At 51.7% G+C, this 12,292-nt stretch carries 16 protein-coding genes; 15 read left to right on the forward strand and 1 reads right to left on the reverse strand.

What is annotated here, in order from left to right:
• Positions 1-524 precede the first annotated feature (524 nt).
• Positions 525-809, reverse strand: a complete 285-nt coding sequence (locus BCF46_RS18955) for a hypothetical protein (protein ID WP_245990285.1) — start codon at positions 807-809, stop codon at positions 525-527.
• A gap of 172 nt (positions 810-981) precedes the next feature.
• Here BCF46_RS18955 and BCF46_RS18960 point away from each other — a divergent pair, with 172 nt between their 5' ends.
• The 15 genes from BCF46_RS18960 to BCF46_RS19030 all read left to right on the forward strand — a co-directional run.
• Entirely contained in the window at positions 982-1,350 is a 369-nt protein-coding gene (locus BCF46_RS18960; protein WP_121028225.1) for a hypothetical protein, read from the forward strand.
• Between the two features lie 46 nt (positions 1,351-1,396).
• Positions 1,397-2,029 (forward strand): lytic transglycosylase domain-containing protein, encoded by a 633-nt coding sequence (locus BCF46_RS18965; protein WP_121028227.1) that lies wholly within the window; start codon positions 1,397-1,399, stop codon positions 2,027-2,029.
• Positions 2,026-2,316 (forward strand): TrbC/VirB2 family protein, encoded by a 291-nt coding sequence (locus tag BCF46_RS18970; protein WP_121028229.1) that lies wholly within the window; start codon positions 2,026-2,028, stop codon positions 2,314-2,316. The genes BCF46_RS18965 and BCF46_RS18970 overlap by 4 nt, the downstream gene beginning before the upstream one ends.
• A 12-nt stretch (positions 2,317-2,328) precedes the next feature.
• Complete coding sequence (locus BCF46_RS18975) at positions 2,329-2,607, forward strand: VirB3 family type IV secretion system protein (RefSeq protein ID WP_121028231.1); 279 nt, start codon at positions 2,329-2,331, stop codon at positions 2,605-2,607.
• The gene (locus BCF46_RS18980; RefSeq protein ID WP_121028233.1) at positions 2,597-4,960 is read left to right on the forward strand and encodes a VirB4 family type IV secretion/conjugal transfer ATPase; all 2,364 of its coding nucleotides are present in this window, start codon (positions 2,597-2,599) and stop codon (positions 4,958-4,960) included. Before BCF46_RS18975 ends, BCF46_RS18980 begins: the two co-directional genes overlap by 11 nt.
• On the forward strand, positions 4,957-5,208 hold the full coding sequence (locus tag BCF46_RS18985; protein ID WP_121028235.1) for a hypothetical protein: 252 nt from the start codon (positions 4,957-4,959) through the stop codon (positions 5,206-5,208). The genes BCF46_RS18980 and BCF46_RS18985 overlap by 4 nt, the downstream gene beginning before the upstream one ends.
• Positions 5,208-6,353: a lytic transglycosylase domain-containing protein gene (locus BCF46_RS18990; RefSeq protein ID WP_121028237.1), complete on the forward strand. Its 1,146-nt coding sequence runs from the start codon at positions 5,208-5,210 to the stop codon at positions 6,351-6,353. Before BCF46_RS18985 ends, BCF46_RS18990 begins: the two co-directional genes overlap by 1 nt.
• On the forward strand, positions 6,353-7,195 hold the full coding sequence (locus BCF46_RS18995; RefSeq protein WP_425454435.1) for a type IV secretion system protein: 843 nt from the start codon (positions 6,353-6,355) through the stop codon (positions 7,193-7,195). Before BCF46_RS18990 ends, BCF46_RS18995 begins: the two co-directional genes overlap by 1 nt.
• Before the next feature lie 13 nt (positions 7,196-7,208).
• On the forward strand, positions 7,209-7,862 hold the full coding sequence (locus BCF46_RS19000; RefSeq protein WP_121028239.1) for a VirB8 family type IV secretion system protein: 654 nt from the start codon (positions 7,209-7,211) through the stop codon (positions 7,860-7,862).
• Between the two features lie 10 nt (positions 7,863-7,872).
• Positions 7,873-8,565 carry a TrbG/VirB9 family P-type conjugative transfer protein gene (locus BCF46_RS19005; protein ID WP_121028254.1) on the forward strand — a complete coding sequence of 231 codons (693 nt, stop codon included), beginning with the start codon at positions 7,873-7,875 and terminating at the stop codon, positions 8,563-8,565.
• Complete coding sequence (locus BCF46_RS19010) at positions 8,562-9,947, forward strand: TraB/TrbI/VirB10 family type IV secretion system protein (protein ID WP_121028240.1); 1,386 nt, start codon at positions 8,562-8,564, stop codon at positions 9,945-9,947. The genes BCF46_RS19005 and BCF46_RS19010 overlap by 4 nt, the downstream gene beginning before the upstream one ends.
• The gene (locus BCF46_RS19015) at positions 9,948-10,934 is read left to right on the forward strand and encodes an ATPase, T2SS/T4P/T4SS family (protein WP_121028242.1); all 987 of its coding nucleotides are present in this window, start codon (positions 9,948-9,950) and stop codon (positions 10,932-10,934) included.
• Positions 10,931-11,131 carry a hypothetical protein gene (locus tag BCF46_RS19020; protein WP_121028244.1) on the forward strand — a complete coding sequence of 67 codons (201 nt, stop codon included), beginning with the start codon at positions 10,931-10,933 and terminating at the stop codon, positions 11,129-11,131. Before BCF46_RS19015 ends, BCF46_RS19020 begins: the two co-directional genes overlap by 4 nt.
• Before the next feature lies 1 nt (position 11,132).
• The gene (locus BCF46_RS19025; protein WP_121028246.1) at positions 11,133-11,531 is read left to right on the forward strand and encodes a hypothetical protein; all 399 of its coding nucleotides are present in this window, start codon (positions 11,133-11,135) and stop codon (positions 11,529-11,531) included.
• Between the two features lie 10 nt (positions 11,532-11,541).
• The coding region (locus tag BCF46_RS19030; protein ID WP_147436027.1) for a TrbL/VirB6 family protein at positions 11,542-12,292 on the forward strand (751 nt) is incomplete at its 3' end.

The raw sequence follows: 12,292 nt of genomic DNA on the forward strand, positions 1-12,292 counted from the left end.
AGATGCCCCAAAGTGGACATCCAAAAGTCAGTCGTCTCGCAAAGCTCAGTATCCGCTTACCAGGAAACTGCAATCAATCACAAACCCGCCTCAAGAACACTCATAACGATCATCGTCGCAAACGCAGCGAAAGCTCACTTAGTCTTGAGTTTGTTGATTTCGAACACGACGCAACGAAAGGTCGGTTTGAAGTTCGTCGAGATCAGTAGCTTTGAATGGCCGATTCGACGACAGAAGCTGCATCGTGGCGTTGTACGCGCTGCAAATGCGAAGAAATGCTGCGTCAGCACTAGCCGCAACTGCACAAGTCCGTTTCGTCCAGCGTTGTGTGAGTTCAGGCGTGCCGCAGCGAAGGTCGGCTATGGCCCTTGCCCCAGTTTCATCATTTAAGGACTTCGACATTGAAAATTTTGGTACATCGGATACTTGCGCGTGGCGCGTTTTTTCGAGCGCCCCATCGGCGCAATGCGGTGAATAGATCAATCTACCCTGAGTAATCACAGTATCAACGAGCGGTTATTTCTTCAATTTGCCATTTGCTGAACGAAACGACCGTACTCCTGACTGACCTCTTGGGCCTCGGTGAACGCTCGCGCGCGCTCACCTTCCATGCAACGGAAATAGTCCTGAACATCAGAAATGTATGTTTCAAAATCTTGGCGGATCAGGTCTTCGTACTCTTTCGCAGCGGCTGAATCGCTTGGAACAAAAGGTCTGGATGGTGCCAAACAGGTCTCTGCCTGCACCGATGACGCCACAAAAACAAACCATACTATAAGAACGTATCTGATGTTCCGTGACGTTGACATGATGCTAGCACCCCTAAGCAGCTTGGAAAAATCCAATTCAATGCGTATTGATGTTTTATACAAAGAAGTTCGTCAGGTTACAATATTATAACTTGATGCACTCTTTATAATATTGTAATGCAGTGGAGCCTGAGAAGGGTTCCGCTGCTGCTATCTAAGGAAGGCCGCAGAAGTGGAGAAAGATATAACCAAAGAAGCTCCGAATGTGGTCACAGAAATTCACTTCAAGACCCTCATGCACAGTGGGTATCAAGCGGAGGTTGTTTGCAGGACAACCGCAACCAAGAAGGCAGCGGTGTGGTACGGCATTTGGATTATCCGCGTCGTTAACAAAGAACGAACCTACGAAAAGCTGCTTGTTCCCGCCCGTAAGAAATTGGGTGACGACGACGAAATTGCCGTTCGTACCTTCAAGACAGCTAACGGCCTTATCTCCTTCCTTGAGAGCATGGGCTTCCCGCAAATCAACATTCCGATGGTTGAAGGCGGTCGAACTACACACGTCTTACCGGACGAGCTTTTGGAGGGTCGCAACAGCTAGTGTTGCTGCTCTAACCCTCGCCAGCACCCCAGCCTTCTCGCAAAGTATGGTGCTGGTAATGAATGGCGACGGTTCACTTTCAGAATCGGCTTCCCAAGAAAATTTCACTCGAAACTACAACGATGGCGTGGGGCAAGGCTCTGCTGCCGACGGGTTGCAGCTCTTCGGCCAACAGGTAGATGAACCGGATCAGGCCTCAAACGCCGATGGTTTTCGTGTAGCGACTGTTGCCCCAAGAGGTGCCGTTCCTCGCCCTGAAATTCTCCAAGCAATCGACGCAACCGCCATGCGGTATGCAAGCCACCCTGCCCTCCGGCGGGCTGGTCTTTCGGTTACAGAATGGCGGCTGTTGTTCCGCTCAAACATTGAAATTGAAAGTGGTTACAACACCAACGTCCGCAGTTCTGTCGGTGCGATTGGGTTGGGGCAGCTTATGCCAGAAACAGCGCGTGATCTGAATGTTGATCCCCACAACTGGCAACAAAATCTCGACGGCTCGGCTCGGTATCTTCTGATGATGCTGGTCCAGTTCGGGGATGCTCAACTTGCATTGGCAGCTTACAACGCTGGCCCCAATGCCGTGGAGCAGTACGCGGGTATTCCTCCCTACAGGGAAACCCAAAACCACGTCAGCCGTGTGCTGGCTGTTTTCAACAGGCTAGAGGGAGAAAACTCATGAAGCCAACAACGACCAATACGGTGACACTCTGCGGTGTGTTCCTGATGCTGGCACAACCGGCGTTGGCACAATCCATCGACCTGTCGCCAGTACAAAACGTCCTCCAAGGCATCGTTGACGCGATTACCGGCCCGCTCGGCATCGTGATCGGCACACTCGCTTTGATCGGCGTGTTTCTGTCGTGGCTCTTTGGCATCCTCGATTTCCGTCAGGCCCTTTGGGTCATTATCGGGATCGCGGGCATCGCTGCTGCACCAACAATCGTAGCTGCAATCTGGACCACGTAAGGAACTCTACGAATGTCAGAACAGTCACCACTTTTTCTGGGCCTCATACGACCTCCCAAACTGCTGGGCTTGCCCATCATGTATGCGATGGTCTGGTTATTTGGCACTGTTCTGGTGTTCCTATGGGTGCAACATTGGGCGATCGCGCTCGCTGGCGTGATCGCCTACCCAATGCTGTGGAAAGCCGCCGATTGGGACCCGAATTTTCTCGACGTTGTAGCGACCACACTCCAAGAGACACCGCCAACAGCGAACCGCAAAATTCATGGGGGTGATAGCTATGCCTCTTGAAAATGGCCTTGATCCGCTTTCACTGCTGCCAACATGGGTCGCGAAAGAAAAAGACCTCGCACACATGCTGCCATATGTCAGTCTTGTAAATGACCAGACGATACGGACACGGGGCAATGAGTTGTTCCAGTGTATCCGTCTTGGTGGCATCAACAGCTTTACCAAGGATGATGAAGAACTCGACAAGGTGCGCCGTCTGTTTGCTGCGATTGTAGCTCAGATCGGGCAAGACTTTGCGTTCTATGTCCACAAGGTTTCTAAGGCGATTAACCACAATTTGCCACCTGTGGAGGGGGACGACTTCGCCGCCGCTGTCGATGCAAAATGGAGAGCTTCACTTGAGGGATATGGGATGCGGGATAAAACCCTCACCTTGACTGTCATCAACCGTCCTCCTGCTGGTTCTAAAATTCCTTTCAAGCGGAAAAAATCTATCGAACAACTGGCAAAGCGAACAGAAAAGCGCCTTCGTGCGCTCGGTGAAGTCGTTGGATTTATCAAATCGACGTTTGCGGATATGTCGCCACGATTGCTTGAAGCGTCCAGTGGCGAACTCTTGGGCTTCCTCGGCGGTCTTAACACCGGTCAAGAATTGCCGCTCTATCAAGGCTCAAAATATGGTTATCTGTCGCAGGACGTCGCCAATACCCGCGTCACATTCAAAGGGGCAAATTTCGAACTTTCTGATGGGAATGCGGGCAAGCGTCTCGGTACGACCTTTGCAGTAAAGAACTACCCAGAGAAGACAACATGCACGATGTTCGATGAGCTCAACTTGCCGGTTGATATGGTCATTACGCACTCGTTCACACCGATCAACAGCAACATCATGTCGGAGCGCATCAAAAAGCAACAACGTCTAATGCGTGCTGCTGACGATGGCGCAATTTCATTGTTGGAAAACCTTGCGTTTGCTCGCGATGATCTTGAAAGCCGACGCCTTAGCTTTGGTGATCATCATATGACCGTGACGGTGTTTGCAAACACCGCTGCTGACTTAGATGATCTATCGGGTGAAATTCGTAACAGCGCGGCTACACAGGGCGTCAAGCTGGTGAACGAAGGCTTTGCTGCCCGCACTCACTACTTTGCACAGCACCCCGGCAATGCTCCAAAACGAAGCCGAAAGGCCGCTGTTACCAACATCAACTTCGCTGACTTCGCGGCGTTCCATCGGACACCTATGGGTAAGCGCGGGCATCAAGTTCCATGGGGCAAGCCGATCACTATGTTGCCAACACCTGAACGCTCCGGCTTCTTGTTCAATTATCACGAACAAGGGTCACCAGATGCGGAGCCAACCAATGGACACACTTTGCTCTTGGGCCGTCAAGGTTCTGGTAAATCAGTTATATCAGCATTTTTCGCAACCCAAGCCCGTCGCGCCGGTGTTCGGGTATTTTGCCTTGACTACCGTCTTGGGATGGAAATGGCTGTGCGAGCCAACGGTGGGTCATATTCATCCATCAAAGCGGGTGAGCCAACGGGTCTGAACCCGCTATGGACGGAAACTGACGTCTCAGGGCAAGCATGGCTCAATGAATGGATTGAATCGCTATTTCTTCGTCCAGACAAACCGCTAACACCCCTTCAACGTTCAAAACTGCAAGACGTCATTCGCCAGAATAGTGAAGCGGCTGACCCTTCCTTGCGGAATTGGAAAAGTGTCGCATCCCTCTTTGCCTCTACGGATGATGACGGCGACTTGCAGCAACGTGCGCTCGAATGGGCGGCGGATGGCCGTTATGGATGGATTTTCGGCCAAACGCTCGAAGACTCGTTCTCGCTTGAAGGTGATTTCATTGGCTTTGATCTGACGGGCATTTTGGACAACGCAGGCGAGACTGAGCGCATGGCCGTCCTGTCGTATCTGTTCCGCCGGATTGAGCGGGTTCTCGAAGACAGAAAGCCCACACTGATCATCGTTGATGAGACGTGGAAAGCTTTGGACAATCACTATTTCGAGGCCAAACTCGCAAGTTGGTTGTTCTCAGTCCGTAAGCAAAATGCAGTCGTTGTTATGATGACGCAATTTGCAAGTCAGCTTGAGAAAACGCGGACAGGCAAGACGATTGTTGAAGCCGTCCCGACACAAGTCTTGCTGCCTAACATCAAGGCCAAAGCATCGGATTTCGACATGCTCAACCTGCAAGATAAAGAACTCGACGTGCTGCTGAATACCGCCACCAACTCACGTCTGGGACTTGTGCGGGACGATCAAGGGTCCGTTGTCGTCAACGCCGACCTAAGCGCCCTTGGGTCATTACTAACCATCCTCGGTGGGATGGATAAAGGTGAACAGTTGGTGGGTGCCGATTACCGCCAACGCCCAGATTTTTGGAGAGTAGAATGAAACTGACTTCATTAATGTTCTTGGCCGCGCTCGGCCTTACTGCCTGCGGCGACTATCAAGGGCTGCAAGCGAATTGTTTTGACGGTGGGAATAACGCCTCAAACAACACAGATGTCGTTACCCGTTCGGCAAACAACAGCTTAAATTTCCTCCCGCAGAGCGGTGATCGGGTTTCAACGTCCACTGCGCCTGTCTCTGACTGCACGTTCACCGCTCTTGGCGGTCCCGGTGGCGCGGGGGGCGAATAATGCGCTCAACCCTTTCATTGACGGCGATTGGCTTGATCTGGGCAACGTCGTCGCTCGGCCAAGGTGTGCCAACGGTGGACAGGGGCCTGATAATTAGGAATGAAGCCGCAAACCTCCGCCGTGAAGCTGACTTAGCGCAACAGGCACAAAGACTATCGACGGCGGAAGCTATCGCCGCGATTGAGGTAGAACAGCTCGACGTATTGCAACAAATTCTGGATGCTCAATCCAGTTTTGGTGGTCAGAACATACCGGGCATGGTGCAAGGTCTTGAAGATGGCGCACTGCCTGAACAATCGGCTGATGTGTTGTATTCACCAACGGACAGTAACCCCGGCGGCGATCAGATGTTTGGGGATGCGAACCTCAATATTGAACAGCTAATCATCCGTGTGGCGCAAGAAACCCATGGATTGAATGGCGTAAGCCAAGCGGGTCTTTCGGTTGTTCAATGGCGTTGCCTTCTTCAAGCTCTGATTTGGCAAGAAAGCCGGTTCACGATTGGCGCTCGTTCGCCTGTCGGTGCGTTCGGATTGACACAAATCATGCCACCTACTGCCGGTGATCTGGGTATCTATCCAGCATATTACGATAGTCCGTACTTGCAGGTCGAGGGTGGCGCACGATACCTCGCACAAATGCTGCGCATGTTTGATGGAAATATCATCCATGCTCTCGCTGCCTACAATGCGGGGCCAGGGAATGTGCAAAACTACGGTGGTGTTCCTCCGTTCAAGGAAACCCAGCATTATGTGCAGGTAATCCCCACAAAATATAACGAATACCTGACCCGTGTTGGTGGCATTGATGCCCTAGGCACGATTGATCCGGCATTGTTGGCAAACTCGAACCTCTCAATTTCGGGCAGTGGTGCAAGTTTCTACGCCAATAGCTCGATGCAGAATGTTGAAGCCGCGGCGCTCCGCATCCGCAACATTGTTCAACGAATTGGTCAAACACAGGACATTCAAGAGTCGATGGCTCTGAACACGTATGCGCGGGCCGAACTGGTGCGCCTCGTGGCTGTCCTTACCCGTCTCAAAGCTGCCCGAACTCGCCCCTTGAGCGACGCGCAAATGGCTATGGCCGCTGCGCAGTTACAGGAAAATCAATTCATGGACTTCACATTGGAGGATCTCGACTAATGGAAAAATTTGCTAAAACACGGACAATCTTAGGCCGTACAATCGCAGCAACAATGATTGGTGCCAGCGCCTTTGTTATGGCCCCTGCCCTCGCCGGTGGTGGTGCTGCATATGCTCAAGGTGTCCCAACTGTTGACGTTCAAAACATCGCCCAAGAGATTAACCAACTTCGGCAAATGATCGAAGATGAAGTGCTGCAAAATGAACAGTTGCAGCAAGCATTGGCACAGTTGGATACCTTGCGCGAACAGTATGCCCAACTTCAAGAAACCTATGCCGCCCTGACTGGTTTGATGGAACTTCCTGAAATCATCACGACGCGGTTTGAAGACGAACTCAACGGTGTTTTGGATCAAGAATTTGGCGACATCCTCGGCACGATTGACGCTATCAAAAACGGCGATTGGTCCCAGCTTGCAGGAAACGGCGCTGGCGGTATCCGCACTCAAATGGACCGAGTTCTATCCGACGCTGGTTTTGATGAAGATACCTTGTCGGAAATGGCAAACAGCGGAACGCCGGGTATCGAGCGCACGGCCCAGCAAGCGACAACAAGTGCTGTCATGTCGGCAGCTGCTCAAAACAGCTACGAAGAAGCCGGACAATCGCTTGAGCGCGTAGATCGTCTCGTTGGTCTGATCGGCGACATGGAAGAACTCAAAGACAGTGTTGATCTGAACACGCGGGTTACAGCGGAACTTGCAATCGCTCTCGTTGCCCAATGGCAGTTGGAAGCGGTGCAAACGGTTGGCGCTGGTCAGGCTGGCGTCATTGATGCCGCGACGCTCGCCGAAGAACAACAGTTCATGGACTTCACACTGCCAACGCTTTCGGCTGATTGAACGGGAAAATACTGTGGCTACTGACAAGGAATACATCGAGGAAGAGTTGATTTACGGGGCACGGCGTCGTGAGCAACTCTGGCAAAAGCTCGGGTTGGCTGGATTGGCATTTGGGGTTTTTGGGTGCTTGGCTGCTGCGGCGGTCGCTGTTCTTGATGTAGACCCTGCGCCTGTAGTCGTACCCTTCAATCCAGAAACCGGTATGGCCCTACCGAACGCAACGGTTAGTGCCGTTGCTGTTACAGAAAATCAGGCAATCATTGAGTCTGTCGTTTTCCGTTATGTGACTGATCGGGAAACTTACAATCAGCTGGATAACGATGTCCGCGTTCGCGCCATTCTTGAACAGTCTGATCGTGCTGCTGAAGCGTCAATGCGGGCGCTCTGGGACAGTGCTAACCCAAATTACCCACCAACACTTTATGGCCCCACTGCTCGTCTTGAAGTGGAAATTCTCAGCATCAACCGCATTGGCGTCAACAGAGCGCAAGTTCGGATGCGTAAGCGTCTGACCTCTAACCAAGGGGTTCAAGGCGGTCTGTTTACCGCCACCCTGCTCTTTGACTTTCGGCCGGAAGAACGACGCTCAATCGACGATGTTTGGGCAAATCCATTTGGCTTTACCGTCACTGAATATGCCATCCGCTCAGACAGATTGGAGAACTAAAATGAAGGCCATGAAATTCACCACTCTGTCACTGGTCCTTGCGCTCTTTGCTGGTCCAGCCTTGGCTGAATACATCCCTCGCTCTGGCCCAAACGATAGTCGTGTGCGCTTGGCTACATATCAAGAGGGGCAAGTGTACCGGCTGAACGTTAGCTTAACCCATGTGACGTCTATCGAGTTCGGTCAGGGTGAAACTATCCGCTCAATCATCGCGGGTGATACCGAGGGTTTCCAACTTGATGGTGTTCCCGGTGGTCAAGCGTTTGCAGTAAAACCCAATGCTCGTGGTGTTCATACAAACATCACAGTCTATACCAACCGTCGCAGTTACTATTTCAACGTGCAGGAAGTATCATCACCGACGTACTACGTGGTCCAGTTTCGGTATCCAGAGGACAACGCTCGCCCTGTTAATGCCGTTGCCCAACAAGCACCGAACTACAATTACGCAGCAAGTGATAGGACTGCATTTACCCCAACGGCTGTTTGGGATGATGGGACGTTCACCTACTTCCGTTTCGCTCGCAACGCGCCGGTTCCTGCCGTCTTTCGCTCTACTAATGGTCGAGAACGAACTGTCAATTCTCAGCAAATTGAAGACGGCGTGATGCGTGTCTCAGGCGTCAGCGGGCAATGGGTTCTTCGCCTCGGCGACGAAGTTGTCTGCATCCAAGTAACATCAAATGGAGGTGTTGGATCATGAGCGAACAGGATGATTTAAGAAAGCGTCTAGCCGAACTGGACGGAACTGACCCCGCCCCTGCTGCTGGTGCGCGGAAAAAACGATCGATGGCTGTGGCCGTAGTCGGGATCGCGGTTATCGCCACACTTGGTGGACTGGCTTATGTCAGTTTGCAGCCAAGCGTCGATGTTCCCATGCCGGTGGCACAGCCAGAAGAATTTCAAAACGAGGGCGACAGCTTTGGAGAGATTGAACCTTTTGTTCCTCCCCCAACCCCTGCTCCTGAAATTCAGATTGTAGAGACGCCGACAGAACCCAACGCAGAATTGTTGGCTCAACTGGCCGCTCTACAAACGCAAATTGAAGCATTGCAAAACGCCCCAGAACCGGTTGTCGAAGACGACACGGCAGCGGCAGATGCAATCAACGCTTTAGGCGAACAAATTGCAGCTTTGCAGGCATCGTCCTTAACTGCGCAAGAGAATTTTCAAACCGAGCTTGAGCAACGTGATCGCGAGTTGGAACAATTGCGCATGGACTTAGAACTTGCGCAGCTTCAACAGCCGACACCCGCGCCTTTCGATCTGGGACCATCGCAAGATGATCTGTTAGAGCAAGAACGGTTGCGTTTGGAACGCGAAGAAGAAGCGCGTCGTCTGGCGGAATTAGAGCGCCGTCGCGGCCAAGAGCTTGCCTTTCAACAGGCTCGCATTGAATCTCCAACAATCGCATTTGGTGGCGGTGCTGGTGCGGGTGATGAAAGCGGTTTAAGCGAACGCACATTTGGGGCTGTCCAAGACTTTGTGACCAATGGTGCTGTACCGACACAGGTCACACAGGCTGAAATTATCGCAAATCCGGGCAACACTGTCGTTCAAGGCACCATGATCCAAGCCGTCACTGAAACTGCACTGGATAGCTCTCTGCCCGGCCCGATCCGCGCCATCATATCAGAGGACGTTCATTCCTTTGACGGTTCTCGTGTGCTTATCCCGCGTGGTTCCCGTTTAATCGGACGGTATCAGTCAGGCGTCGAAATTGCGCAGCAACGTGTGACCGTGGCATGGGACCGGATTATCCTCCCGAACAACCAAACCGTAGTTATCAGCTCCTTCGGTGGCGACGAACTCGGCCGCTCCGGTGTTACCGGAGTTGTTGATACCCGTTTCGGCGAACGCTTTGGTTCGGCGGCACTGATTTCGTTGATCACTGCCCTGCCCGGTGCTGCCGCTGCGCAAGTGGAAAACGAAACGACCGCAGAGGTTCTTGAAGACGTTGGCGACGATCTGTCAGACAGCACAGATTCCGTCCTCAGCGAATACCTTGCAATTGGCCCTGTGATCTACGTTGATCAGGGATCACGTATCACTGTGATGGTTGATCGCGACGTGGAGATTTTCTAGGTGGCAACGCATTTTGAATACACTCTGGATCAACTCGTAGACGCCAAAAGGGATGATGTGATTGAAATTTGCATCAACCCTGACGGCTCGATCTGGGGCGAATTTCAGGGCGACCACTTCATGCGGCGGCTAGAAACCCAGTGGAGTAAAAAGCAGGTTGGTGATTTAGCGACACAAATTGCGGCTGCGGCGGAAACACAAATCAGTCGTGCCAAGCCTATCGCCTCCGTTAGCGTCGATTATCATGATCGGCCTGTACGTGCGCAGGTGATCCAAGACCCCGTTGTTCGGGGCGGATATTCAATCGCGCTTCGCTTTTTTTCAACTATGTCTCTGGATGACATTAAGCTGAAATTCCTCTTTGGTGAGGAAGTCAGTCTCGAAGGCAACCGCAAGTCGCGAAACCAAGAACTACGGAAAATCGTTGCGACTGGCGATATTGAGGCAGCTATCAAATACTGTGTCGAAAATCGTCTGAACACTGTCATTTCGGGCGGCACATCGACGGGTAAAACTGTCCTATGCCGAAAGGTAATCAGTTATATCGCCGACGAAGAACGTTTGATCACTATTGAAGAAGCCGCAGAGCTGGTTCCAACGCAACCAAACGTGGTGACGCTGATTTCAAACCGTGACGTAGAGGTACAATCGGCTGATGTGCTTTTGACTTCAACCTTGCGGATGCGTCCAGATCGCATCGTTTTGGGTGAGGTTCGGGGCAAGGAAGCTATGACGTTCCTTGAAGCAATCAATACAGGTCACGGCGGGTCGATGACGACGCTTCATGCGGAAACGCCGCAGTTGGCGGTTCAACGGCTAGCAATCGCCGCTCTAAAAACTGATGTGCCAATGACTTACCAAGATATGATACAATATATTGAAAGCTCGATTGATGTTATTATTCAAGCCGGTCGCCATGAAGGCAATCGGGGCATCACGCAGTTTTACTTACCCGGTGCAGCGAAAGACGAAGGAGATGGAAAATGAAAAAGTTTGAACATGAAGTCTTAGACTTCGACCTTACCAAAAAAGACCAACATGCCGCTATGGCCAAAGCCCTCACTGAATGGGGCGCTGCTGGTTTCGAGGTTGTTTCAGTGGTCCCTCACGGTCAGTTGGGCGGTCGAGTGACCATCTTTTTGAAGCATGAGTTACCAGACGATACAAAATCGGAGGCAGCGTAGAATGAAACACCTGTTATTTGGTGCTGCCTTGGCCGTTGTTGCTCCTTTGAGTGCAGCGGCACAATTTCTTCCGACGATTGGAACAGATGCACCACGCATTTGTCCCGATCAACCGGCCCGCCCTGATTGGATCGAAAACATAGCTCCACGCGAGGCACATAAAGGCCAGTTGGTTCAAATGATGTATCGGGCGCAAGGGATGCAAGCAGTTGCGGAAAGCGGGTCCTGTGGCTGTGATACTAGGTTTCCTTCATGGGAATCTTCTCAAGAATATTACTACGAACATTATGCCGCGCTCGAACGATACGACACCCAGCAAAGGACCGCTGAATACCGACGCACGGCCAATGATTTCAGCAAAATCGCGCGACCGATCTGTGAACTAGAAAATAACTGGTGAGGTGATCTAAATGAGCGTTGTAACTTACTTCGTGGAGACATCAGAAGGCTACCTAAACTCAGCCGCTGAAACTCAGTTTGGGTCCGTCGCTGCGACTGTCGGAACACTGATTGTTCTTGCAGCAACATTGATAGTTGCTTTCGTTTTCATCAACATGGTGTTTCAAGTCCGATCTATGGACGGAAGGACGGCATTTTGGCTTGCTGTGAAGATAACGTTAGTCGGGTTGTTTGCGACCAATTGGATCCAATTCAATGCGTTTTCTTCAGGGATTTTAAGCGGAATTGATAGCATTGCTGGGGCTTTGGTCGCTTCGGTCGGCGGGGGTGTTCCTGGGCCGTCAGGAACATTTGCGGAAGAATTTGATACCCTCATTGACGAACTTGGAACATATCTCAACGCTGCTGGCTCAGAGCTGAACTGGATGGCCGGTGCGATGCTTGATATACTAGGCGTATTGATGCTTTCTATCCTTGGCGGGCTTGCAGCCTTTATCCTTGTTGCTTCACGATTGATGATCGCACTTCTAATCGGTCTCGCACCAATCATGATCTTCCTTACGCTTTTCGATGTAACGAAAGACTATTTCGCCCGCTGGCTATCCGCACTTGTGTCCTTTGCGATGTATCCAATCGTGGTAGCCGGTGTCTTTGCAACAATTACTGGTGTGGCAGGGGCGCTGATTACTGAACTCGGTGATCCCGCAGGTGCTTCGAATATTGGTGCTTTGATCCCGTTCTTCATGATGATCTTGATGGCAA

Source organism: Litoreibacter meonggei, assembly GCF_003663885.1.
Taxonomy (GTDB): domain Bacteria; phylum Pseudomonadota; class Alphaproteobacteria; order Rhodobacterales; family Rhodobacteraceae; genus Litoreibacter; species Litoreibacter meonggei.

Excerpts from the sequence above, each read along its gene's own strand:
- BCF46_RS19020 (WP_121028244.1), top strand. The coding sequence starts at position 10,931 with ATGAAAAAGTTTGAACATGAAGTCTTAGACTTCGACCTTACCAAAAAA.
- BCF46_RS18990 (WP_121028237.1), top strand. The coding sequence starts at position 5,208 with ATGCGCTCAACCCTTTCATTGACGGCGATTGGCTTGATCTGGGCAACG.
- BCF46_RS19025 (WP_121028246.1), top strand. The coding sequence starts at position 11,133 with ATGAAACACCTGTTATTTGGTGCTGCCTTGGCCGTTGTTGCTCCTTTG.
- BCF46_RS18955 (WP_245990285.1), bottom strand. The coding sequence starts at position 809 with ATGTCAACGTCACGGAACATCAGATACGTTCTTATAGTATGGTTTGTT.
- BCF46_RS18995 (WP_425454435.1), top strand. The coding sequence starts at position 6,353 with ATGGAAAAATTTGCTAAAACACGGACAATCTTAGGCCGTACAATCGCA.
- BCF46_RS18985 (WP_121028235.1), top strand. The coding sequence starts at position 4,957 with ATGAAACTGACTTCATTAATGTTCTTGGCCGCGCTCGGCCTTACTGCC.
- BCF46_RS19010 (WP_121028240.1), top strand. The coding sequence starts at position 8,562 with ATGAGCGAACAGGATGATTTAAGAAAGCGTCTAGCCGAACTGGACGGA.
- BCF46_RS18965 (WP_121028227.1), top strand. The coding sequence starts at position 1,397 with ATGGTGCTGGTAATGAATGGCGACGGTTCACTTTCAGAATCGGCTTCC.
- BCF46_RS18975 (WP_121028231.1), top strand. The coding sequence starts at position 2,329 with ATGTCAGAACAGTCACCACTTTTTCTGGGCCTCATACGACCTCCCAAA.
- BCF46_RS18980 (WP_121028233.1), top strand. The coding sequence starts at position 2,597 with ATGCCTCTTGAAAATGGCCTTGATCCGCTTTCACTGCTGCCAACATGG.
- BCF46_RS18970 (WP_121028229.1), top strand. The coding sequence starts at position 2,026 with ATGAAGCCAACAACGACCAATACGGTGACACTCTGCGGTGTGTTCCTG.
- BCF46_RS19005 (WP_121028254.1), top strand. The coding sequence starts at position 7,873 with ATGAAATTCACCACTCTGTCACTGGTCCTTGCGCTCTTTGCTGGTCCA.